This is a genomic window from Nocardioides sp. SYSU D00065 (assembly GCF_017916425.1).
Classification (GTDB): Bacteria; Actinomycetota; Actinomycetes; order Propionibacteriales; family Nocardioidaceae; genus Nocardioides.
The window spans coordinates 340354-361724 of the sequence record NZ_JAFMSX010000003.1 but is presented as its reverse complement, the minus strand read 5'-3'; the positions used below and the strand labels follow the sequence as shown (position 1 = coordinate 361724).

Here is a 21371-nt window from a genome sequence, read left to right as displayed (position 1 = left end):
GGGGGTCTGTTGCGATCCCCGGCTAGCCGCCGAAACTTGCGGTTACCGGCCGAAACTTCGGGGGTGAGGCTCCAGGATCCCCGGCTAGCCGGGGATCGCAACCGGGGGCCCCGGCCCCCGGGGCCGGGACGCCGAAGGTCAGACGGAGACGGAGGGGGTCTCGACCTTGGTACGGGCGGTCTCCAGGATCGAGCGCCACGACGAGCCCGGGCGGCGGCGGAGCAGCGCACGGCGCTCACGCTCGGTCATGCCACCCCAGACGCCCCACTCGATCTGGTTGTCGAGGGCCTCGGCCAGGCACTCGGTGCGGACGGGGCACCCGGCGCACACCTGCTTGGCCTTGTTCTGCTCCGCACCCCGTACGAACAGAGCGTCCGGCGTGTCGCCCTTGCATGCGGCGCGTGCCGCCCAGTCCTCGACCCACATAGTCAATCCCCACGGTGTGTGCGAGCCGACCGGCCGCCCCCATAGCGGCCGTCCCTGACTCCGAAAGAAAAGTAAACGAATCCGCAACGACCCCGGCAGGGCCGAGTGGTCCAATTCGAGTAGTCCGAAGTGACTATTCGCCTGCGCGGCTGGAATGCCAGGTGGTAGGCCGGCGCCCCGTACTCTGGTGACCATGCCTTCCCGCATGTCCTCCCGCTCCGCACGCTCTCAGGGACGCCCCGACTCCGGTCGGGTCGCCGCCCACCTGGCCGTGATGGCTGCCGTCGCGGTGGTCATGGGCGTCCTCACCGCGTGCCTGGCGATCCCGTTCGCCGGCCTGGTCGGCGTGGCCGCCAAGGACGTCAGCAGGGGGATGGTGAACCTCCCCGAGTCGCTCGAGGCCAAGGACCTGTCGCAGAAGACGCGCATCTACGACGTCAACGGCAACCTCATCGCCTCGCTCTACGACCAGAACCGGATCAACGTCCCGCTGAGCTCCATCTCGCGGCCGATGGTCAAGGCGATCGTCGCGATCGAGGACTACCGCTTCTACGACCACGGCGCCCTGGACCTGCGCGGCACGCTGCGCGCGTTCATCACCAACCAGGCCAACGGCGGGGCGGTGCAGGGCGGCTCGTCGATCACCCAGCAGATGGTGAAGCAGACGCTGCTCTACCAGGCCGAGACCGACGCCGAGCGCAAGGCCGCGACCGAGGAGACGTACGCGCGCAAGATCCGCGAGCTGCGCTACGCGATCGCCTTCGAGAAGAACCACACCAAGGACTGGATCCTCGAGCGCTACCTCAACATCGCCTACTTCGGCGACGGCGCCTTCGGCGTGCAGTCGGCCGCGCGGCACTTCTTCTCCAAGAACGCCAAGGACCTCAACCTCCTCGAGTCCGCAACGCTCGCCGGCCTGGTGAAGAACCCCGTCGGCTACGACCCGATCGACAACCCGGAGCGGGCCGAGAGCCGCCGCAACGTCGTGCTCGACCGGATGGCCCAGCTCGGCGTGCTGACCGAGAAGAAAGCCGAGCGGCTGAAGGCCACGCCGTTGGAGGAGACGCTGAAGATCGAGACCGCGCCCAACGGCTGCCAGCAGTCGCGCGCGCCGTTCTTCTGCGACTACGTCGTCAGCTGGCTGCTCAAGGACCCGGTGCTCGGCGACACGCCCAAGGAGCGTCGTACGACGCTCAAGAACGGCGGCCTCAACATCCACACCACGATCGACCTCGACATGCAGGAGGCCGCCGACGACTCGGTCTCCTCCCACGTCTACCCGCAGGACCAGGCCATCGGCGGCCTGGCGATGGTCGAGCCGGGCACCGGCGACGTCCGCGCCCTGGCACAGTCGCGGCCGATGGGCAAGGACAAGGCGGCCGGCGAGACCTATCTGAACTACGTGGTGCCGAAGGAGTACGGCAACTCCAACGGCTTCCAGGCCGGCTCGACGTTCAAGGTCTTCGTCCTGGCCTCCGCCATCAACCAGGGCATCCCGCTGAGCACCTACATCAGCTCCCCGCAGCAGATGTTCATCCCCGACTCGGAGTTCGAGACGTGCAACGGCCCCTACGTCGGCGACGGCGGATGGGACGTACAGAACTCCACCGGTTCCGGCAGCTACAACCTCTACACCGGCACCCAGCAGTCGGTGAACACGTTCTTCGCGCAGCTGGAGACGCGGACCGGGATGTGCGAGCCGGTCAAGCTGGCCCGCTCGCTCGGCCTCTCGCCAGGGATGAACCCGTCATGGGTGCTGGGTGACTCCGACACCAGCCCCTTGGCCATGGCCAGCGCCTATGCGACCTTCGCCGCGAGGGGGCTCTACTGCGAACCGCGTCCGGTCACCCAGGTGCTCGACTCGTCGGGACAGGTGCTCAAGGACTTCCCCAACCAGTGCGAGCAGGCGATGCCCGGTGCCACCGCCGACGCGGTGAACGACATCCTGCGCGGCGTCATGGAGCCGGGCGGCTTCGGCCAGAACATCGCCATCGACAAGCCGTCGGCCGGTAAGACCGGCACGACGCAGAGCGGGCGCTCCGTCTGGTTCGTCGGCTACACGCCGACCCTCGCCGCCGCTGCGATGCTCGCCGGTGCCAACGACCAGGGCCAGTGGCTCGAGCTCGGCGGCCAGACCGTGGGCGGGCAGTACATCAGCGAGGCCTCCGGCTCCGGCTACGCGGGTCCGATCTGGGGCGATGCGATGGCTGCGATCTCGGCCAAGCTGCCCTACGAGGACTTCGCGCCGCCGCCCGGCGACTACATCGCCGGCGTGCTGGTGCCCGTGCCCGACGTGACGGGCCAATCGGTCGAGGCAGCCACCACGGCCCTGCAGGCGGCCGGCTTCACGGTCGCCGACGGCGGTCAGGTGGACTCCGACGCCGAGGCGGGCGTGGTCGCGTCCACCTCACCCGAGGCGGGTACGTCGCTCAGCAGCGGCGACACGGTCACGCTCTACACCTCGACCGGCACCGCCTCCACCAACGGCAGGGGCCGCAAGGGCCGCGGCTGACCCGGCACGGGGAGTGCCGGGGCTGAGGCTCAGCCGAGCTGGCGGCGTACCTCCGCAGCCACGGCGCCGCCGTCGGCGCGACCCTTGACCTGGGGCGTCACGACGCCCATCACCTTGCCAATGGCGCGCATGCCCTCGCCGGCGGCGCCCGTCTGGGCGATCGCGGCGGACACGAGCTCGGCGATCTCGGCCTCGGCGAGCTGCGCCGGGAGGTACTCGGCGATGACCTCGCCCTCGGCAGCCTCCTTGGCCGCCATCTCGGCGCGGCCGCCCTCCTCGAAGGCCACGGCGGCCTCCCGACGGCGCTTGGCCTCGGTGGACAGCACGCCGATGATGTCGTCGTCGGTGAGCTCGCGCGCCTCCTTGCCGGCGACCTCCGCGTTGGTGATGGCGGTGAGCACCATCCGCAGGGTCGAGGAGCGCAGCTCGTCCCGCGCCTTCATGGCGGCGGTGAGGTCGGCGCGGAGACGGTCCTTGAGAGCACTCATGGCGCCATTGTGGCAGCCTTGCCGCGTGGCCCTCCTCCCGATTCTGCGCCGGACGGCGACGCTCGGCGCCCTGGCAGGCGCCGGCCTCGCGTCGTACGCCGCCTGGGAGGCCCGCCAGTACACGCTGCGCCGGGTGGACGTGCCGCTGCTGCCGCCCGGGCACGCGCCGCTGAAGGTGCTGCACCTCAGCGACATCCACCTGGCGCCGGACCAGCGGGCCAAGCAGCAGTGGCTGCGCGGCCTGGCCGACCTCGAGCCCGACCTGGTCGTCGACACCGGCGACAACCTCGCCCACGCGCGGTCCGTCCCGCTCGTGACGGACGCGCTGGGCGCGCTGCTCGACGTCCCCGGTGCCTACGTCCTCGGCTCCAACGACTACTACTCCCCCGGCATGCGCAACCCGCTGCGCTACCTGCTGCCCGACGACGGCAGGCGCAACACGAGGACCCCGCAGCTGCCGTGGCCGGAGCTCAAGGCACGCTTCGACGCGGCGGGGTGGCTCGACCTCACCAACGGCTTCGGGTCGCTGACCGTGAAGGGGACCTCGATCGCCTTCGCCGGCGTCGACGACCCGCACCTCGAGTACGACGACCTGCCGCGCGTCGCCGGCCCGGCCGACCCGGCGGCCGACGTGCGGCTCGCCGTCACCCACGCGCCGTACCTCCGGGTCCTGGACCAGTTCGCCCGCGACGGCTACGACGCGATCATCGCGGGCCACACGCACGGCGGACAGGTGTGCCTGCCCGGGGGGCGGGCGCTCACCACCAACTGCGACCTCGACCCGGCCCGCGCCCGCGGCCTGCACCGCCACCCCGCCGGCTCCTCCCCGGGCGACACGGGCTCGTCGTGGCTGCACGTGTCCGCAGGCCTGGGCACCAACCCCTACGTCCGCTTCCGGGTCGCCTGCCGCCCGGAGGCGACGCTGCTCACCTTCGTCGCACGCACCTGAGGAGAACCGATGTCGCGGCTGCGAGTCCACAACTTCTCGATCTCGCTCGACGGCTTCGGTGCCGGTGAGCCGCAGTCCGCCGAGCTGCCGATGGGACACGCCGGCGAGCGGCTGCACCAGTGGATGTTCGCGACGAGCTTCTGGGACCGCGACGGGGGCGAGCGCGGCGTCGACGACGCCTTCGCCACCCAGCACGGGCTCGGCATCGGCGCCGAGATCATGGGCGCCGGCAAGTTCGGTCCCCCCGGCTGGCAGGACGACCCCGACTGGACCGGCTGGTGGGGTCCCGAGCCGCCGTTCCACACGCCGACGTACGTCCTGACCCACCGTCCCCGCGAGCCGCTGGAGATGGCGGGCGGGACCACCTTCCACTTCCTCAGCACCTCCCCCGAGCGCGCGCTCGCGATCGCCCGGGAGGCCGCCGGCGGCCTCGACGTGCGCCTCGGCGGGGGCGCCCGGACGATCCGGGACTTCGTGGCCGCGGGGCTCGTCGACCACCTCCACGTGGTGCAGGTGCCGATCGTGCTGGGTCGCGGCACGCGCCTGTGGGACGGGCTCGACGGGCTGGAGGACGACTTCGACGTCGAGGCGGTGTCCTCGCCGAGCGGGGTCACGCACCTGACGTTCACCCGGCGCGCCGCGGCGGCCGACCTCCCCGGCTGATCGGGGGCCGGGGCGATTTCCAGAGCCCCCGACCGCTCCGGTATGCTCGCCCGCGTTGCCCGGACCTACTGCGTCCGGGCGGCGGGCTGTGGCGCAGCTTGGTAGCGCGCCTCGTTCGGGACGAGGAGGCCGCAGGTTCAAATCCTGTCAGCCCGACCACCCGGAGCTCCCGGACCCACGACGCTGGGTCCGGGAGCTCCGCGCATTTGAGACACTGCCCCCATGGCAGACGACACGCCCGACGACGGCCCCCGGCTGGAGATGCCGTCCTTCTCCTTCCGGCGGCGACGGGCGTCGGCCCCGCCGGCGGGCCTGCCCGACGCCGACTCGTCGACGAGCGACCGCACCGGCGGTGCGCCAGCCACACCGAGACCCCGGCCCGAGGTCGCTCAGGCACCGCCCGTGCCGGCGGCGACGCGCGACGGCCATGCAGGCGACGAGCCGCAGCAGCGACGCAGGGTCCCAGCCGTGCGCCTGCCCGGCCTCCTGGGCGCGGGCGTCACCGGGCTCGTCGTGGGCGCCCTGGCGGTGCTCCTCACGTGGCTCGCGGGCACCGGCTGCGAGGCCGCCCGCGGTACGTCGTCGTGCGGCGGCGCGCTCGGGTGGCCGCTGCTGCTCGCCGGCCTCGTCGTCCTGGCGTACGTCGGCGGCATGCTGCTGCGCGCCCTCGGCGTCGCCGATCCCGGCTCGACCAGTCTCCTCGCGGTCGGCGTCCTCGCCGTGCTCGTGATGGTCTTCCTGCTCGAGGCGCTCGACGAGCGGTGGAGCGCCCTGGCCGTGCCGCTGCTGGCCGCGGCGGCCTACGGCGCGTCGTGGTGGGTCACCACCACGGCCGGCGACGACGTCACCCCGGGGGCCACGCCGCCGCGCGACGTGCGCTGATCAGCGGGCCGCGGCCACCAGCTCGGCGATCTGGACCGTGTTGAGCGCGGCACCCTTGCGCAGGTTGTCGTTGCTGATGAACAGCGCCAGCCCGCGCTCGTCCGGGACGCCCGGGTCCTGCCGCAGCCGCCCGACGTACGACGGGTCGCGGCCGGCGGCCTTGAGCGGCGTGGGCACCTCGTCGAGCTGCACGCCCGCGGCCTCCGCGAGGAGCTCGCGGGCGCGTGCCGGCGTCATCGGCCGCTCGAACTCGGCGTTGACCGCGAGCGAGTGGCCGGTGAAGACGGGGACGCGGACGCAGATGCCGGAGACCAGCAGGTCGGGGATGCCGAGGATCTTGCGCGACTCGTTGCGCAGCTTCTGCTCCTCGTCGGTCTCGTTGAGACCGTCGTCGACGATGGACCCGGCCAGCGGGAGCACGTTGTAGGCGATCGGCTCGACGTACTTCACCGGCTCGGGGAAGGCGATCGCCGAGCCGTCGTAGGCCAGCTCGCGCGCCTTGTCGCCCGCCGCGGCCACGCCGCCGGCCAGCTCGTCGACACCGGCGACGCCGGAGCCGGAGACGGCCTGGTAGGTGGAGACCACGAGCCGGGTGAGGCCGGCCTCCTCGTGCAGCGGCTTGAGGACCGGCATCGCCGCCATCGTCGTGCAGTTGGGGTTGGCGATGATGCCCCGGCCCGCCTCGACGACCGGTCGCATCGCGTCGGGATTGACCTCGGAGACGACCAGCGGGATCTCGGGGTCCTTGCGGAACGCCGAGGAGTTGTCGACCACGATCACGCCCGCCTCGACGAAGCGGGGCGCGAGCGCCCGCGACGTCGTCGCGCCCGCCGAGAACAGCGCGATGTCGAGCCCGGCCGGGTCGGCGGTCGCGGCGTCCTCGACGGTGATCTCCCGATCACCGAACCGCAGCACCGTGCCGGCGGAGCGGGCGGAGGCGAAGAAGCGCACGTGGTCGGCCGGGAACTCCCGCTCCAGCAGGATCTGGCGCATCGCGACGCCCACCTGTCCGGTGGCGCCGACGATGCCGATGCTCACGCCCATCTCAGCGCCCCGTCCCGCCGTAGACCACGGCCTCGACCTCGTCGGCGTCGAGCTCGAACGCCGTGTGGGTGGCGCGCACCGCGTCGTCGACCGCGTTCTCGTCGACGATCACGGAGATGCGGATCTCGGAGGTCGAGATCATGCCGATGTTGACACCGGCCGAGGCGAGCGCGCCGAAGAACTTCGAGGTGATGCCGGGGTGGGAGCGCATGCCGGCGCCGATGAGCGAGACCTTGCCGATCTTGTCGTCGTAGAGCAGCTTGTCGTAGCCGACCTCGGCCTGGATGCGCGCGAGTGCCGTCATCGCGGTCTGGCCGTCGGTGCGCGGCAGGGTGAACGAGATGTCGGTCAGGCTGGTCGCTGCCGCCGAGACGTTCTGCACGATCATGTCGAGGTTGATCTGCGCGTCGGCCAGCGCCTCGAAGATGCGGGCGGCCTCGCCGACCTTGTCGGGCACGCCGACGACGGTGATCTTGGCCTCGCTCCGGTCGTGGGCGACGCCGGCGATGATGGGCTGTTCCATGGTGTCTCCCTGGCTGGGCGCACTGGGCTTGGGGTCGTTGACGACCCAGGTGCCCTCGAGCTGGCTGAACGAGGATCGGACGTGGATCGGGACGCCGTAGCGACGGCCGTACTCCACGGACCGCAGGTGCAGGATCTTCGCACCGCAGGCGGCCAGCTCGAGCATCTCCTCGTAGGAGACCCGGTCGAGCTTGCGGGCGCTCGGCACGATCCTGGGGTCGGCGGTGAAGACGCCGTCCACGTCGGTGTAGATCTCGCAGACGTCGGCCTCGAGCGCGGCCGCGAGCGCCACCGCGGTGGTGTCGGTGCCGCCGCGACCGAGGGTGGTGATCTCCTTGGTGTCGGCCGAGACGCCCTGGAAGCCCGCGACGATCACGATGTGGCCCTCGCCGATCGCCTGGGTGATGCGCCCGGGCGTGACGTCGATGATCTTGGCCTTGCCGTGGACGGAGTCGGTGATCACGCCGGCCTGGGAGCCGGTGAACGACCGGGCGGTGTAGCCGAGGTCGCTGATGGCCATCGCGACCAGCGCCATCGAGATGCGCTCGCCCGCGGTGAGCAGCATGTCCATCTCGCGCGCCGGCGGCAGTGGCGAGACGCCGTTGGCGAGGTCGAGCAGGTCGTCGGTCGTGTCGCCCATGGCCGACACGGCGACGACGACGTCGTGCCCGGCCTTCTTGATGTCCACGATGCGCCGGGCGACGCGCTTGATGGCGTCGGCGTCGGCGAGCGAGGAGCCGCCGTACTTCTGCACGACAATGCCCACGGTTGGTCCTCGGGGTCGGGGTGGCGACCGCTCGGGTCGCGCTCGACGGGTGAGCCCGCTGGCGCCGTTGCCGGCAGGCCACCCCCGATTCTACGGCTGGATGGCCGGTGCGCCGCCGAGGATCTCATCGGCGACCGCGACCGCCTCTGCGTCGGCGTCGAAGTCGGTGTCGAACCGGTCGTGCGCGACCACCGTGAGCAGCGCGTTGAGGGCGGCCCCGGCCAGGTTGCCCCAGTTGTTGACGTAGGAGAACTGCCACCACCACAGCGCCTCCTCGACGTCGCCCGCGCGGAAGTGGCGCAGGCCGTTCTCGAGGTCGATGGCGATCGAGGCCAGGTCGTCGGACAGCCGGCTGACGACCACCTCGGGGGCATAGGGGTCGAAGACGAACGTGTAGGCGTCGACTCCCCCGAGCATCTCCGCCAGCCGCATCCGGAGGTCGTCGATGTCGGCCTCCGGACCGACGTCGGGCTGGAACTCCTCGCGGGGGGTGAAGTCGGTCTGGGCGCCGAGCCGGGCACCGGCGAGCAGCACCTGGCTGATCTCGAGCAGCAGCAGCGACACCGCCTGGGCCCCGTTGCCCTCGCGGGCGATGGCGCGCAGCGCGAGCAGGAAGCTCGTCACGGAGTCGGCGATCTGCTCCTCGAACCTGATCTGGTCCTCGTCGGTCATTCGGCTGATCTCCTTCCGGCGAACGCGCGGCCGAGGGTGACCTCGTCGGCGTACTCGAGGTCTCCACCCACCGGCAGTCCACTCGCCAGGCGGGTCACGCGCAACCCCATCGGGAGGAGCAGTCGCGTCAGGTACGTCGCGGTGGCCTCGCCCTCGAGGTTGGGGTCGGTGGCCAAGATGACCTCCGTGACCGCGCCGTCGGCCAGGCGCGGCATCAGCTCCTTGACGTGCAGCTGGTCCGGACCGATGCCGTCGATCGGCGAGATAGCGCCGCCGAGGACGTGGTAGCGGCCCCGGAACTCGCGGGTGCGCTCGATCGCGACGACGTCCTTGTACTCCTCGACCACGCACAGCACGCTCGGGTCGCGCCGCTCGTCGCGGCAGATCCGGCACTGCTCGTCCTCGCTGACGTTGAAGCACGTCGAGCAGAACTTCACCCTGGCCTTGACCTCGATCAGCACGTCGGCGAGGCGGCGTACGTCGACGGGCTCCGCCTGCAGCAGGTGGAAGGCGATGCGCTGGGCGCTCTTGGGTCCGACGCCCGGCAGTCGCCCCAGCTCGTCGATGAGGTCCTGGACGACGCCCTCGTACAAGTCGGGGCCCCTCAGCCCAGGCCGGGCAGGCCGCCCGGCCCGCCGAGCCCGCCCGCGCCGCCGAGTCCCTCGGTCAGCGGGCCCAGCGAGTCGCTGGCCAGTGCCTCGGACTTGGCGCGCGCGTCGCGGTAGGCCGCGACGATGAGGTCGGAGAGGTCGGACAGGTCGTCAGGGTCACTGCCGTCGAACTCGCCGGCCCGGATGGTCACGCCGACCAGCTCCCCCACGCCGTTGGCCGTGACGCTGACGGCGCCACCGGCGACCGTGCCCTCGACCGTCTGCCGGGCGAGGTCGGCCTGCGCCTCCTCGATCTGCTGCTGCATCTGCTGCGCCTGCTGGAGCAGGGCGTTCATGTCGAAGCCGCCGCCGAGGGCGTCGAACGGGTTCTGGGTCATCGGGTCTCCCACGTCAGGACGGAGGTCAGGGGATCGTGCGGGTCAGTCGTTCTTGATCTCTTCGATCAGCCGGGCACCGAGCGCCTGGCTGAGCAGCGACTCGGTGTCGAGCGCCGCCGACTCCGCGTCGGGGTCGTCGGGGTGGACGTCGTCGTCGGCCGAGCGCACCGGCGCTGCCGCCTCGGGCGCACCGCCCGCGCGGGCCGCTTCCAGCGCCTCGCGAGCCGGCGCAGCCGACACGGCGGGCGCCGCAGGCGGGGCCGGCTCCGCGGCTGGGGCGGCAGCCCCGGACCCCGTGTCGGGGCCGGTCACCCACGCCGGCGGACCGTCGGGCGCCTCCTGGGCGGGGCCGGGCGAGGCGCCGGCCGGCGGCCGGGTCGCGGCCTGGCGCACCACCGGGGCTTCGGCCGCCGCGCCGCTCGGGTCGACGATGGACTCGATGCGCCAGTCCATCCCGACGACGTCGATGGCCGCCTGGCGCAGGATCTCGTCGCAGCCACCGTTGACGAAGGAATCACGCGCGCCGGCGTTGGCGAAGCCGACGGTCAGCCGGGTGCCGTCGACGTCGACGACGTGAGCGTGCTGGGAGAGCACCATCCACGCCAGGCGGCGACGGTTCTTGGTCTGCTCGAGGACGTCGGGCCACAGGCGGCGTACGTCGACGAGGCTGAGGCCGCCGCGCGGACCCGCCGGCTGCTCGGCCACCGGCTCGTCGGGCCGGACCGAGGCCGCGGGAGCCGGCGCGGGGTCCGCGACGGCGGGTGGGGCCTGCGGCACTGAGGTGGGTATCGGCGGGGGCGGCGGCGGACCGTCGTCGCGCACCGTGGGTGGCGTCGGCGCAGACGGGGCCGGCGAGGCCGCGGCCGCCGGGGCTGCCGGCACGGGCGGCGGCGGGGCCGGCTCGCCGGTGGGAGCGGGTGCGCTGTGGGCCGGAGGCGCCCCGGACGGCAGCACCGCCCCGGCGACGACCGGCGACGACGCGACGGCGGTGGACGCGGGCGTGAGCGGCGCCGGGGACGACACGGGGGCCGCCGGAGTGCCGCCGGTGACCTCGAGGCGCCGCTCGAGGCGCTCGAGCCGGGCCATCACGCCGTCGGAGGTGTGGTCGGCACCGGGCAGCAGCACCCGCGCGCAGAGCAGCTCGAGGAGCAGGCGCGGCGCCGTGGCGCCGCGCATCTCGGTGAGCCCGGCCGCGACGATGTCGGCAGCGCGGCTGAGCTCGATCGCCCCGAAGCGGGCGGCCTGGGCCACCAGCCGCTCGCCGGCGTCCTCGGAGACGTCGATGAGGCCGGTCGCGGGAGCGTCGGGGACCGCGGTGACGATGACGAGGTCGCGCAGGCGGCGCAGGAGGTCCTCGGTGAACCGGCGCGGGTCCTGGCCGGTCTCCACCACCTTGTCGACGACCGAGAACACCGCCGCTCCGTCACGGGTGGCGAACGCCTCCACCACCTCGTCGAGGAGGGAGTCGGGGGTGAAGCCGAGCAGGCCCGTGGCCAGCTGGTGGGTGACGCCGGCGGGGCCGGCACCGCCGAGCAGCTGGTCGAGCACCGACAGCGTGTCGCGCGCCGAGCCGGCGCCGGCGCGGACCACCAGGGGCAGGGCGGCCGGCTCGATGCTCACGCCCTCCTCGGCGGCGAGCTGGGAGAGGTAGTCGCTCAGCAGCCGCGGCGGGATCAGGCGGAACGGGTAGTGGTGGGTGCGCGAGCGGATCGTCGGCAGCACCTTGTCGGGCTCGGTCGTGGCGAAGATGAACCGCAGGTGCGGCGGCGGCTCCTCGACCAGCTTGAGCAGGGCGTTGAAGCCCTGCGTGGTGACCATGTGGGCCTCGTCGATGATGTAGACCTTGTAGCGGTCGCGCACCGGGGCGAAGAACGCCTTCTCGCGCAGGTCGCGGGCGTCGTCGACGCCGCCGTGCGAGGCCGCGTCGATCTCGATGACGTCGATCGACCCCGGACCGCCGCGGGCGAGGTCGCGGCAGCTGTCGCACTCCCCGCACGGGTCGGCGACCGGAGCGGCGGCGCAGTTGAGCGCGCGGGCCAGGATGCGCGCCGAGGTGGTCTTGCCGCAGCCGCGCGGGCCGGAGAAGAGGTAGGCGTGGTTGACCCGGTTGGCCGCCAGCGCGGCTCGCAACGGCTCCGTCACGTGGTCCTGCCCGATGACCTCTTGGAAGGTCTCGGGCCGGTAGCGGCGATAGAGCGCGAGCGGTGACTCCACGTGGGAACCCTAACCGGGCGCACCCACACCGACCACCGCGCGTGCCCCGGACATGAAGAGGCCCCCCACGCACCCGTCAGAGCTCACTGACCCTTGCTGCCTTCCGGCCCTGGGGGATTGGGCGAGGTGACGCCGCGTGGGGGGTTGCCGGGAGTCTAGGCGAGCCGCATCCGGCGCCCAAACCCCGGGCGTACCGACGCGATTTCACCGCCCACGAGCCGACCGGTACTCTCCTCGGCGGAGGTATCGCCTAGTGGCCTATGGCGCTCGCTTGGAAAGCGGGTTGGGTTAACGCCCTCGGGGGTTCGAATCCCCCTACCTCCGCCGCCACGAAGGCCCCGCACCGGTTCCGGTCGCGGGGCCTTCGTCGTCTCGTCGCCGACAGCGTCGTACGTCGCTCAGCGCAGCCGGGCGCGCAGGCCGTAGCGCCACTCCTCGGAGATCCGCAGGCTGTCGTCGGCCAGGCGCCGCTCGACCGCGTCGACGAGCATCGACGAGGCGCCCTCGGGGTAGACGCGCTTCCACGACAGCTCGCCGCGGTGCTCGAAGACCTGGTGCACCACGGCGGCCATGAGCTCCTTGCTCACCGGCGGGGCGAGGAAGTTGCTGCCGGCCAGGAAGGTCTCCGACCGGTCGGAGCCGAAGCGCAGCGTCACGCAGGGCACCTCGAGGACGTTGGCCTCCTCCTGGATGCTGCCGGAGTCGGTGACGATCACCGCGCACATCGACATCGCGGCGATCACGTCGAGATAGCTGTCCCACACCGGCGTCGAGATCAGCGCGTCGCCGTAGCGCTCCTCCAGGTCGGCAAGCCACTGGCGTCGACCGAAGTTGTCGATGGCCGCCTCGGTGCCGATCAGGCGGATGAAGAGCACGTGGTGACCCTGCTCGAGCAGCGCCTCCATGGCGTCCATGAGCAGGTCGAAGCGCTCGCGGTTGGTCGTGTTCTCGCGACGGTGGACGCAGAACCGCAGGAACGATCCGTCGCCCATCTGCGGGTACTTCTCCAGCACCTGGTTCTTGTCGCTGCCGTCGATCGCCTGCTGCAGCGCGTCGACCACCGAGTTGCCCACGACGTCGATGGCGGCCGGCGCGAACCCCTCCTCGACGAGGAAGTCGCGGTTGAGCTCGACCGGAGCGGCGTGCAGGTCGGAGCCGGCGTCGGCGACGCGCGTGTTGAACTGCTCCGGCGAGGGCTCCTTGCTGCCCTTGCTCCAGCTGTCGCGGCGCACGGACTCGTCGCGGAACGACGCCCAGTCGAGGTCGGCGCCCTGCTCGATCCAGCCCTTCAGGACGTCCGTGGTGGGCGAGAGCGTGCGCAGGCCCGCCTCCACGTGGACCAGCGCCTGCCGCTCCCCGAACGAGGCGAGCGCACCGGCCATCGCGGTCGTGGTGTCGCCGTGCACGTAGGTGATCGGGGACCCACCGGAGGCGACGATGCCACGCAGGTACGCCGACAGCTTGGCGGTGATGCCCGACACCAGGTCGTTGACGCCGCCGCGCACCTCGAGGTTGACGTCCTCGCGCACGCCGAACTCGTCGAGCATCGACTGGGAGAGGTTGTGGTCGTAGTGCTGGCCGGTGTGGCACAGCAGCACGTCGTGGCCGCGCTCGCGCAGCTCGTGGTAGATCGGCGCCTGCTTGATGATGTCGGGCTTGGTGCCGACGACGACGATGTGCTGGCTGTTCTCAGAGGACATGGGTTCCTTCACGTGGGTGCAGCTGCGGTGGCCGGGGCCGAAGCCTCAGAGGAGATCCTCGCGGGTGCTGGCCGCGAGGAGCGAACGGAGGCGCTCGAGCGTGGGGGTGTCCAGCGCCTTCTGCTTGTCCAGGACGTAGACGGCGTCCTCGTGGGTCACCACGATCAGCCCCCGCGCCCCGAGGGTGACGACCGGCCGACCGTCCATGCTGGCGACGAGGGTGTCCTCGGCGTCGAGCTGGAGCGCCGGCCCGATGGAGGTCACCCGCTGGTCGTGCAGGACGCGCTCGAGCCGGACCCAGGTGCCGACGTCGGTCCAGCCCAGCTGGCGCGGGACGACCAGGCACTCCATGCCGGCCCACATCAGCGGATAGATCTCGTGGCCACCGATGGCGGCGCCGCGATAGCCCTGGTCGCCGGTGTGCTCGCTGCGCGCGAACCGCTCGATCGAGTCGAAGATCAGGGGCAGCGCGGTCCGGTAGGCGTCGCACGCCTGGCCGACGCGTACGCCGTAGCAGGCGGTGTTCCAGTACAGGTTGCCACTCTCGGCGAGCTCGTCGACGACGTCGGGGTCGGGCTTCTCGTGGAAGGACTCGATGACCTGCACGGCGTCGTCGCCGCCCGAGGTGTGGATGTAGCCCAGGCTGGAGTCGAAGCGCGTCGGCTCGGCGCCGAGCACGACCATCGACTGCGGCGTCGCAGCCAGCTGCGCCAGCATGTCGCGGGAGGCGGCGTTGAAGGCCTCCTCCTCGTTGATCAGGTGGTCCGACGGCGCGATCAGCGCCGGCGCGTTGCCGTAGCGGTGCGCCAGCGTGGCGATGCTCAGCGCGAAGGCCGTGGCCGGCCCGGCCGGGTCCTCCTCGAGGATGAGGTTCTCCGCGGGCACCGGCCCGAGGTTGGCGCGGGCGGCGTCGGCGAAGCGGGCGCGCGTCGAGACGTGGATGCGGGAGGGGTCGACCAGCTCGCTCAGCCGCTCGATGGTGCCGGTCAGCAGCGGACGGTCACGGACGACCGGCTGGAACTGCTTGGGCGCCCGGTCCCGGCTGATCGGCCACAGGCGCGATCCCTGGCCGCCGGCCAGGATCACGGCAACCGGCTCGTCTGAGGTGTCGGTCATGGGGCGATTCCATCACGCGGCCCCGCATCGGCCGGGCAGAACCGGTCAGCGGGCCGACCAGAGGGCAGGTCAGCGGCGCAGCAGCGGCCGCAGCATGAACGCCAGGGCCAGCAGCGACCCCGCGCCGAGGCCCGACCAGAGCAGGATCGCGCGCGGCGTGCTGAACAGGTCGACCCGCTCCGGCGCCGGCGGTGCCTGCGCGTCGGCGCGGACCTCCTGGACGGTGGTCTCGATCTTCCCCTGGCGGCCCGGCTCGATCTGCCGGGTCAGCGCGTCGTGCGCCTGCACGACGCCGGCTCCGGTCCAAGGGTCGACGACTGCGTCGGGTCCCTGCGGCACGCCGGCCCCCTCGGTGGTGGCCTGGAGCCGGGCGACGAGCTGCCGCGGCGTCTCCCGCGGGAAGCGCTCCCGGAGCAGCGCCAGGATGCCGCTCACCTCGGCGGCGGCCCACGACGTCGCGACCTCGCCGACGACGCAGACCTGACCGGTGGCGTTCGCGGAGATCGCGCCCACCGTCGGGGCGGCGACGTCGGTGTCCTTGTTGGGTACGACGTAGGTGCTGGGGCTCTCCCCGCCCGGCGGGGTCGCGCTCACCGCGAGCACGCCGGGGTAGTCGGCGGGGAACACCGCGGCGTCGCTGCCCGGCGTCCCCTTGCCGGAGTCATCGGAGTCGTCCGCCTCGACGTTGCCGGCCGCCGCCACCACCACGAGGTCCTCGCGCACGAGTCGGGCCACCGCGGCCTTGAGGGCCGGGTCGGACTGGCGGACCGCGAGGGAGATGTTGACGACGTCGTACTGCTGCGTCGGCTGCGCGGCGAGCACCGCCTCGATCCCGGCGACGATGCCGGCCGACGTCAGGGGCTTCTCCCCCTGGGTGGGGTCGGCGGTCTCGGAGTCGTAGACCTTCACGTCGTGGATCTGCGCGTCGGGCGCCACCCCGTGCGGGCCGGCGATGAGTCCCGCGACGATCGTGCCGTGGCCCGAGAGCAGGCTCGTGCCCGAGGCGCCGCCGGCCACGACCGCCGAGGGCCGGTCGATGCCCTCCAGCGGCATGACGCCGCTGTCGATCACCGCGACCTTCACCCCGCGCCCGGTGGCGACCTCCTGGGCCTGCTCGACGTGCATGCGCTCGAAGGCGGGGTTGTCCTCGGCGTGGGTGTCGGCCAGCCGCTCGGAGCCCGGGACCTCGCCGATCGAGCACGGCGCGTCGTGGTCGGCCACCGCCGGTGCCGCCCACACCGGCACCACGGACGCCGCGACGACGCCGGCAGCGAGCGTCGTACGCAGGCCGCTGCTCCTCATGAGGCCGACGCCTCCGAGTCGGGCGGCGGAGCGTCCTCGGGCACCCGGCGCGCGCTGTTGGTGGAGAGCGGGACGCCCGAGCTGAAGAACCCGAGCCAGGAGCTGGGCACGAGCGGCGGCTCGACGTCGGCGTAGCCGATGAAGTCGGGGACCTGCGGCCCGATCAAGGCGTACTTCTCGCCCTTGGTGTCGATGACGAAGGGGGTGCCGTCGTCGGCCGCCTCGTCCGAGCCGGACAGCACGTAGGCGCCGGTGCTCGGCTCGACGTCGACGTCGTGGCGCCCCGGGCCGACCTCAGCGGGGTCGGCGGCGCCGACCGGGTTGGTGGCGAGGGTGACCTCGGGCGCCGCCTCGGCCTGCGGGTGCAGCACCGCGCAGAGGGCGCCGCCCTGGACGGCGGTCGGCAGGGCGGAGGGCCACTCGCTGGGGTAGCCGATGTCGCCGAAGTCGGCGCGCAGGTCGCCGGGCAGCTCGATGGCGCGGGAGCCGACGACGTCGTAGACCATGCCGGCGAAGTCGCCGAGCGGCACGGGCTGCTCGTCGCCGAGGAGGAAGTAGGTGCCGTCGCTGGACAGCAGCAGGTCGCCGACGCGGTAGCGCGACAGGTCGGTGGCGGTGTCGGCGTAGGGCACCGGCCGGCCGGCGTTGCGGACACCGAACGAGGCCGCCTCCAGCGGCTCGCCCAGCGGGAAGAGGTTCAGCCACTCCTCGTCCACCTTGGTGGGCGAGGCGTCGAAGCCGAGCTTGATGCCGATCGTCGAGGCGGCGGTGGAGTCCGCGGGCATCGGGAAGCGGTAGGCGCGCCCCTGCCGGTTGCCCACCGGCGGGGCGGTCGCGATGAGCCACTGCTGGCGCTTGCTGGCGACCAGGAACGCCGACCCGGTGAGGTCCTCGACCTGGGGTTCGCGCTGGACCGCGATCTTGATGCCCACGTCGGGGCCGGTGCAGGCGGTCCAGCCGTCGTCGACCAGCTCGTCGGCCGAGGGCAGGCCTGCCGGCGCTCCCTCGATGCCGAGGTCCTCGCCGAGCTGGACGCTGCGGATGTACTTGTCGCGCACGGTGTAGGGCGTCAGGTCCGCCTGCTCGAGGAGCAACTGGGCGGAGACGTAGTTGGGCACCCGCTGCAGCAGCGGGTCGTCGCCGCCGCGGAGCACGACGTACTGCTCGCCGGTGTCCTTGGAGATCACGAAGCTGCCCTCGTCGAGCCACTGGGCCGGCGGTCGGCCGAGCAGGAAGCCGGCGATGGCGGCACCCGCCAGGAGCAGCACCGACAGCGCGACGCCGCCGATGATCACCCGGCCCGGACGCACCGGCTCGACCTCGCGCCCGCCGGGCGCGCCCGACACGAACGCGGTGACCAGGCGGCGCCGGCTGAAGGCGTGGGCCTCGACGAGGTCCTTCTTGGTCGCCATCGATCAGCCCGCCACCGCGGAGACGAATCCGGCCGCCAGCACCATGAGCGGCAGCAGCGCCAGCAGTGTCATGGTCTCGACGACGTCGCCCATCCGGCCGCGGCGCACCGAGGCCGACGCCGGGACGAGGGTCAGGGCGAGCAGCAGCGCGCCGACGCCCGCGAGTCCGATCGCCGCACCGGAGCGCCACTCGTCGTGGATCAGCAGCATCGACACCGCGACCGAGACCAGGCCGAGGATGCCGGAGGTCAGCCCGGCGAGCACCTCGGCGCTGGTGCGGTACTGACGGGTGCGGAACATGACGGCCAAGCAGCACACGGCGGCCAGGACCGTGCCGTAGACGCCGCGGTCCACCGCGAACGGCGCGAAGAGGACCAGCAGGGTGCCCACCGTCGCCGAGACCGCCAGCAGGATCTCGTGGCCCACCCGGGCGTCGTCGGCCACCTCGTCCGGGTCGATCTCGTCGGGGTCCGCGGTGATGTCGTGCAACGAGTAGAGCTGGTCGACGCTGGTGCCGGTGACTCCGAGGGCCAGCCAGGGCAGGACGCTGCCGGCGAGCACCACGAGGGTCAGCAGGACCGTGAAGACGGCACTCGGCTCCCACGAGGCGACGCGGATGAGCACCGAGCTGGCGACGACCACGGCACCGACGACGATGGCCGGGATGACCAGGGGGCGCCCGTCCTTGAGCCCGACGACGGCCACGAGGCCGACCGCCAGGACGCCCAGCCCCGCGAAGAGCAGCGGGTCGGTGAAGAACGCTTGGTCCAGCGGCCACTGCCACGGCGGCAGGTCGCCGGGCGCGAGCAGCAGGCCGGCCACGCCGGCGTAGAGCGCGGCGAGCAGCGAGACCACCACCCCGGTCTCGGGCTCGTCCTGGGCGCGGGCGAGCACGATGCCGCCGACCACGAGGAGTCCGGCGATCACCGCAGCGACGACCCCGCCCAGCAGGCTCTCCCCGCGCAGCAGCAGCGCGAGGGCGCCCAGGCCGAGCAGGATGCTGCCGGCGCCCAGCGCCGTACGCCGGCCGGCGGCGGGCTCCCACGGCTTCAGCTCGTTCTCGACGACGTCGGCCATCGCCTCCACGACGTCGTCGTAGACCCGGGGCGCCTTGTCGTCGACGCCGGCGGTGACGGTCAGCAGGCCGCCGTCCTCGATGCCCTGCATCGTCAGCCCGGCGTCGTTGGCCAGGGTGCGTCCCTCCTGGGTCACCAGGCGGTAGCCGCCGTAGACCGTGGAGGCGTCGAGCAGCCCGACGGAGCGGGCGAGCTCGGGCACGAGCTCGGCGACCGGGATCGCGCCCGGCAGCACCAGATCGACCCGACGCGACCCCGAGGCGATGGTCACCCGGACCAGTCCCGAGGCAACCGAGGACCCCTGACTCATTGGTGTCTCCCCCTGAACATGCATCGCCTGCGCCCGTCGGCGTCGACGGGGCACTGAACGGGGAGCAGCCTAGGCGACGGCTGCTCCGGAAATGGCCCGAGGCCGATCATCCCCGCAGGGACGACCGGCCTCGGAAGCTGGCGTGTGCTCAGAAGCGGTTGGCACCGCGGGCGTCGGCAGCCTTGTACTCGGCGTTGGACGCGTCGACGCCCTGGCTGGCCTGCTGGAGCAGCAGCGTCATCTCGTTCATCGCCTGGTCCCACTTGGCCTTGGCCTGGTCGTAGGCCATCTTGGCGTTACCGTTCCAGTCCGACTTGAGGGGGTTGAGCTCGCTCTCGAGCTGGTCGAGGCGGGCCTCGATGTCCTTGGCGGCCTTCATCACGTCGGCGGCACCGGCGTCGAGGCTGCCGTGCTGGACCTTGATTCCGTCGAAAGTCATGTCGATCTCCTGGATCTCAGATGTGGGCCCGGCGTCAGCCGAGGCGGCCCTGGAGGTTGGTGTGGGTGGCGGACTGGGCCTCGTCGGTGGAGACGTTGTCGCGCTCGGTCTCCTTCATCGACGCCGAGAGCTGGTCGAGGGCCTTGAGGATGGTCTCCTGCTTCTGGTCCCAGGCGATCATGAGGTTGTTGAACGCGGTGGCTCCCTGGCCGCCCCATCCACCCATCATCGTCTGGATGTTGCCGGAGAGGACGCCGCACTTGTTCTTGACGTCACCGCGGGCCTGGTCGACGAAGTCGGCAGCCTTGGAGAGCGCCTTCTCTGTCTGGCCGTACATGTCACTCATGTCGATCCTTCTCCCTCGGCGGTCGAACCGACCGAGTATCTGTGTGTGAATTGGTGATCCGTGTTGCTCGGGGAGACGTCCCGGCCCCCCGCGCTGACGTGCATCTACCCGACCGGATCGGGCCTAAACATCACGACGTCATTTCCCACAGGCGGCGGAACACTCCGGCCGCGACGACCGCCGCGGCGAACGCGAAGCTGCCGCACAGCGACTCGGCGACCTCCGCCCGACGCGACCACCACACCGACCGCCAGCCGCGCCCCGTCGCCACCGCGGCCGCCAGCGCGACGGCGCCGAGGGCCACCGCCACGTAGAGGAAGGTGTCGAGGTGCGCGGCGCCCGGGCCGGCGACGAGGTCCGCGCCGAGTGCCAGGAGTGCGCCGAGGCCCGCCAGGCGCAGCAGCGTGCGCGCGGTGGCGTGCCGGTAGGAGCGGGCGGCCAGGAGCAGCGAGCAGCCGGCGAAGAACACCAGGCAGCGAGCGCCGATCCGGTCGAGGTCGATGGAGGCGCTGTGGAGCAGGAGCGGGCTCGCGACGACCGTGGTCACCAGGATCGCCGCGGCCGCGCCGGTCACGATCCGCGAGGCACGGCGGACCAGCCGCTCCATCGCGTCGGCGGCGACCACGATCCGGCCGCGCCGGCTCCGGCGCTGGGTGTCGCGCGCCGACCAGGCGGTCACCGCGAGCCGGTCGAGGTCGAGCAGCGCCTCGTCCGGTACGTCGACGGCCAGCGACGGCGCGAACCGCGCCGCCATCATGGCGAGGAAGACCAGCAGCGTCCACGCGATGCGGGCGTCCCAGGCCAGCAGCGCCGTCACCGCGCAGCAGGCGAACACGGTGAGCCCGCTGGCGATCCACACGACGCTGATCTCGTCGACGTCCGTGGCCAGCGCGCGCCCGATGCCGGCCACCACGGCCGCCGAGATGCCAGCGGCGCCGAGGATGGCGGGCAGCAGGTGGACGCCGGGCTCGTAGAGGGCGGCGAAGGCGGCCGCGGCCGCGAACGCCGGTGCCGCGGCGGTGCGCTGGCTGATGTGCCGCCCCACCGGCAGGGCGCCGAGCAGCGCGCACGCCATGAGCACCCCGACCGCGACGGTGCGTGCCGTCTCCTCGCCCGTGCGGGCGGCGTACCAGGCGGCGAGCACGGCGGCCAGGGCCCCGAGCGCGGCGATCAGGGCGGCGAGCGCCGGGCTTTCGGGCGCGTTCTTGGCCGCCTCCAGCATGGTCACCTTGCGCGGACGGTGCACACCGGTGGTCGCGACCAGCACGTCGCCGGGCTGCACGCCGGCCTCCCCGAGCGGCACCGCCGCGTTGAGGCGCTCGCCGAGCGCGGTCTGGAGCAGCGGGATGCCCGGCACCTCGGCCTGCTTGGCGTACTCGCGGGCCACGTCGACGGAGGTCGCGCCGGCGGGCACCACGAGGTCGAGCACCCCGGCGGGGCCGTGGATGCTCAGGGCGATGGTCGCGTCAGCAGTGCTGGACATCGCGACGTCCGACACGGTTTCCCCCTTCGCGTGCGTCGGGCGGGCGCTTCTCCGCTGCAGG

General features: G+C 72.5%; 20 protein-coding genes, 2 tRNA genes and 1 other RNA gene. 6 read left to right on the top strand and 17 right to left on the bottom strand.

The features are described 5' to 3' along the window. Positions 1 to 138: 138 nt before the first annotated feature. Complete coding sequence (locus J3P41_RS15190; RefSeq protein ID WP_210651188.1) at positions 139 to 426, bottom strand: WhiB family transcriptional regulator; 288 nt, start codon at positions 424 to 426, stop codon at positions 139 to 141. A 193-nt stretch (positions 427 to 619) separates the two neighbouring features. Between J3P41_RS15190 and J3P41_RS15185 the strand changes: the two genes are divergently transcribed. After that, complete coding sequence (locus J3P41_RS15185) at positions 620 to 2938, top strand: transglycosylase domain-containing protein (RefSeq protein WP_246862236.1); 2319 nt, start codon at positions 620 to 622, stop codon at positions 2936 to 2938. Positions 2939 to 2967: 29 nt separating this feature from the next. On the opposite strand, the gene J3P41_RS15180 is transcribed toward J3P41_RS15185, so the two are convergent. Continuing rightward, positions 2968 to 3426 carry a GatB/YqeY domain-containing protein gene (locus tag J3P41_RS15180; RefSeq protein WP_210651187.1) on the bottom strand — a complete coding sequence of 153 codons (459 nt, stop codon included), beginning with the start codon at positions 3424 to 3426 and terminating at the stop codon, positions 2968 to 2970. A 25-nt stretch (positions 3427 to 3451) separates the two neighbouring features. Between J3P41_RS15180 and J3P41_RS15175 the strand changes: the two genes are divergently transcribed. From J3P41_RS15175 to J3P41_RS15160, 4 genes are all read left to right on the top strand, one after another. After that, a complete protein-coding gene (locus J3P41_RS15175) occupies positions 3452 to 4375 on the top strand; it encodes a metallophosphoesterase (RefSeq protein WP_307862019.1) in 924 nt (307 codons plus the stop codon). Between the two features lie 9 nt (positions 4376 to 4384). After that, complete coding sequence (locus J3P41_RS15170; RefSeq protein ID WP_210651185.1) at positions 4385 to 5038, top strand: dihydrofolate reductase family protein; 654 nt, start codon at positions 4385 to 4387, stop codon at positions 5036 to 5038. A gap of 82 nt (positions 5039 to 5120) precedes the next feature. Continuing rightward, a tRNA-Pro gene (locus tag J3P41_RS15165) sits at positions 5121 to 5197 on the top strand. Positions 5198 to 5260: 63 nt separating this feature from the next. Next, positions 5261 to 5920, top strand: a complete 660-nt coding sequence (locus J3P41_RS15160) for a hypothetical protein (protein WP_210651184.1) — start codon at positions 5261 to 5263, stop codon at positions 5918 to 5920. Here the strand turns inward: J3P41_RS15160 and J3P41_RS15155 are convergent, their stop codons facing one another. The 7 genes from J3P41_RS15155 to ffs form a co-directional block, all read right to left on the bottom strand. Continuing rightward, the gene (locus tag J3P41_RS15155; RefSeq protein ID WP_210651183.1) at positions 5921 to 6964 is read right to left on the bottom strand and encodes an aspartate-semialdehyde dehydrogenase; all 1044 of its coding nucleotides are present in this window, start codon (positions 6962 to 6964) and stop codon (positions 5921 to 5923) included. A 1-nt stretch (position 6965) separates the two neighbouring features. Continuing rightward, a complete protein-coding gene (locus tag J3P41_RS15150; protein WP_210651182.1) occupies positions 6966 to 8252 on the bottom strand; it encodes an aspartate kinase in 1287 nt (428 codons plus the stop codon). A 90-nt stretch (positions 8253 to 8342) separates the two neighbouring features. After that, a complete protein-coding gene (locus J3P41_RS15145) occupies positions 8343 to 8924 on the bottom strand; it encodes a DUF5063 domain-containing protein (protein WP_210651181.1) in 582 nt (193 codons plus the stop codon). Continuing rightward, positions 8921 to 9517 (bottom strand): recombination mediator RecR, encoded by a 597-nt coding sequence (gene recR, locus J3P41_RS15140; protein WP_210651180.1) that lies wholly within the window; start codon positions 9515 to 9517, stop codon positions 8921 to 8923. The genes J3P41_RS15145 and recR overlap by 4 nt, the downstream gene beginning before the upstream one ends. Positions 9518 to 9528: 11 nt before the next feature. After that, the gene (locus tag J3P41_RS15135) at positions 9529 to 9912 is read right to left on the bottom strand and encodes a YbaB/EbfC family nucleoid-associated protein (protein WP_210651179.1); all 384 of its coding nucleotides are present in this window, start codon (positions 9910 to 9912) and stop codon (positions 9529 to 9531) included. 42 nt (positions 9913 to 9954) lie between these two features. Further along, positions 9955 to 12126, bottom strand: coding sequence for a DNA polymerase III subunit gamma and tau (locus tag J3P41_RS15130; protein ID WP_210651178.1), 2172 nt, complete (start codon positions 12124 to 12126; stop codon positions 9955 to 9957). A gap of 56 nt (positions 12127 to 12182) precedes the next feature. Next, positions 12183 to 12272, bottom strand: an RNA gene (gene ffs, locus J3P41_RS15125) — signal recognition particle sRNA small type. 93 nt (positions 12273 to 12365) lie between these two features. On the opposite strand from ffs, the gene J3P41_RS15120 reads away from it, so the two are divergent. Then, positions 12366 to 12450: transfer RNA gene (locus J3P41_RS15120), tRNA-Ser, on the top strand. Between the two features lie 74 nt (positions 12451 to 12524). On the opposite strand, the gene J3P41_RS15115 is transcribed toward J3P41_RS15120, so the two are convergent. The 8 genes from J3P41_RS15115 to J3P41_RS15080 all read right to left on the bottom strand — a co-directional run bounded on the left by J3P41_RS15115 (position 12525) and on the right by J3P41_RS15080 (position 21310). Then, positions 12525 to 13826, bottom strand: coding sequence for a UDP-N-acetyl glucosamine 2-epimerase (locus tag J3P41_RS15115; protein WP_210651177.1), 1302 nt, complete (start codon positions 13824 to 13826; stop codon positions 12525 to 12527). Positions 13827 to 13871: 45 nt separating this feature from the next. Beyond that, the gene (locus tag J3P41_RS15110; protein WP_210651176.1) at positions 13872 to 14942 is read right to left on the bottom strand and encodes a sugar phosphate nucleotidyltransferase; all 1071 of its coding nucleotides are present in this window, start codon (positions 14940 to 14942) and stop codon (positions 13872 to 13874) included. 69 nt (positions 14943 to 15011) lie between these two features. Further along, positions 15012 to 16244, bottom strand: coding sequence for a S8 family serine peptidase (locus J3P41_RS15105; protein ID WP_210651175.1), 1233 nt, complete (start codon positions 16242 to 16244; stop codon positions 15012 to 15014). Continuing rightward, entirely contained in the window at positions 16241 to 17656 is a 1416-nt protein-coding gene (locus J3P41_RS15100; RefSeq protein ID WP_210651174.1) for a type VII secretion protein EccB, read from the bottom strand. Before J3P41_RS15100 ends, J3P41_RS15105 begins: the two co-directional genes overlap by 4 nt. A 3-nt stretch (positions 17657 to 17659) precedes the next feature. After that, the gene (gene eccD, locus J3P41_RS15095) at positions 17660 to 19042 is read right to left on the bottom strand and encodes a type VII secretion integral membrane protein EccD (RefSeq protein WP_210651173.1); all 1383 of its coding nucleotides are present in this window, start codon (positions 19040 to 19042) and stop codon (positions 17660 to 17662) included. A gap of 148 nt (positions 19043 to 19190) precedes the next feature. Beyond that, positions 19191 to 19481, bottom strand: coding sequence for a WXG100 family type VII secretion target (locus J3P41_RS15090; RefSeq protein WP_210651172.1), 291 nt, complete (start codon positions 19479 to 19481; stop codon positions 19191 to 19193). Positions 19482 to 19515: 34 nt separating this feature from the next. Beyond that, entirely contained in the window at positions 19516 to 19827 is a 312-nt protein-coding gene (locus J3P41_RS15085) for a WXG100 family type VII secretion target (RefSeq protein WP_210651171.1), read from the bottom strand. Between the two features lie 130 nt (positions 19828 to 19957). Beyond that, positions 19958 to 21310, bottom strand: coding sequence for a hypothetical protein (locus J3P41_RS15080; RefSeq protein WP_210651170.1), 1353 nt, complete (start codon positions 21308 to 21310; stop codon positions 19958 to 19960). Positions 21311 to 21371 lie beyond the last annotated feature (61 nt).

Excerpts from the sequence above, each read along its gene's own strand:
- J3P41_RS15190 (WP_210651188.1), bottom strand. The coding sequence starts at position 426 with ATGTGGGTCGAGGACTGGGCGGCACGCGCCGCATGCAAGGGCGACACG.
- J3P41_RS15185 (WP_246862236.1), top strand. The coding sequence starts at position 620 with ATGCCTTCCCGCATGTCCTCCCGCTCCGCACGCTCTCAGGGACGCCCC.
- J3P41_RS15180 (WP_210651187.1), bottom strand. The coding sequence starts at position 3,426 with ATGAGTGCTCTCAAGGACCGTCTCCGCGCCGACCTCACCGCCGCCATG.
- J3P41_RS15170 (WP_210651185.1), top strand. The coding sequence starts at position 4,385 with ATGTCGCGGCTGCGAGTCCACAACTTCTCGATCTCGCTCGACGGCTTC.
- J3P41_RS15160 (WP_210651184.1), top strand. The coding sequence starts at position 5,261 with ATGGCAGACGACACGCCCGACGACGGCCCCCGGCTGGAGATGCCGTCC.
- J3P41_RS15155 (WP_210651183.1), bottom strand. The coding sequence starts at position 6,964 with ATGGGCGTGAGCATCGGCATCGTCGGCGCCACCGGACAGGTGGGCGTC.
- J3P41_RS15145 (WP_210651181.1), bottom strand. The coding sequence starts at position 8,924 with ATGACCGACGAGGACCAGATCAGGTTCGAGGAGCAGATCGCCGACTCC.
- J3P41_RS15135 (WP_210651179.1), bottom strand. The coding sequence starts at position 9,912 with ATGACCCAGAACCCGTTCGACGCCCTCGGCGGCGGCTTCGACATGAAC.
- J3P41_RS15115 (WP_210651177.1), bottom strand. The coding sequence starts at position 13,826 with ATGTCCTCTGAGAACAGCCAGCACATCGTCGTCGTCGGCACCAAGCCC.
- J3P41_RS15110 (WP_210651176.1), bottom strand. The coding sequence starts at position 14,942 with ATGACCGACACCTCAGACGAGCCGGTTGCCGTGATCCTGGCCGGCGGC.
- J3P41_RS15105 (WP_210651175.1), bottom strand. The coding sequence starts at position 16,244 with ATGAGGAGCAGCGGCCTGCGTACGACGCTCGCTGCCGGCGTCGTCGCG.
- J3P41_RS15100 (WP_210651174.1), bottom strand. The coding sequence starts at position 17,656 with ATGGCGACCAAGAAGGACCTCGTCGAGGCCCACGCCTTCAGCCGGCGC.
- eccD (WP_210651173.1), bottom strand. The coding sequence starts at position 19,042 with ATGAGTCAGGGGTCCTCGGTTGCCTCGGGACTGGTCCGGGTGACCATC.
- J3P41_RS15090 (WP_210651172.1), bottom strand. The coding sequence starts at position 19,481 with ATGACTTTCGACGGAATCAAGGTCCAGCACGGCAGCCTCGACGCCGGT.
- J3P41_RS15085 (WP_210651171.1), bottom strand. The coding sequence starts at position 19,827 with ATGAGTGACATGTACGGCCAGACAGAGAAGGCGCTCTCCAAGGCTGCC.
- J3P41_RS15080 (WP_210651170.1), bottom strand. The coding sequence starts at position 21,310 with ATGTCCAGCACTGCTGACGCGACCATCGCCCTGAGCATCCACGGCCCC.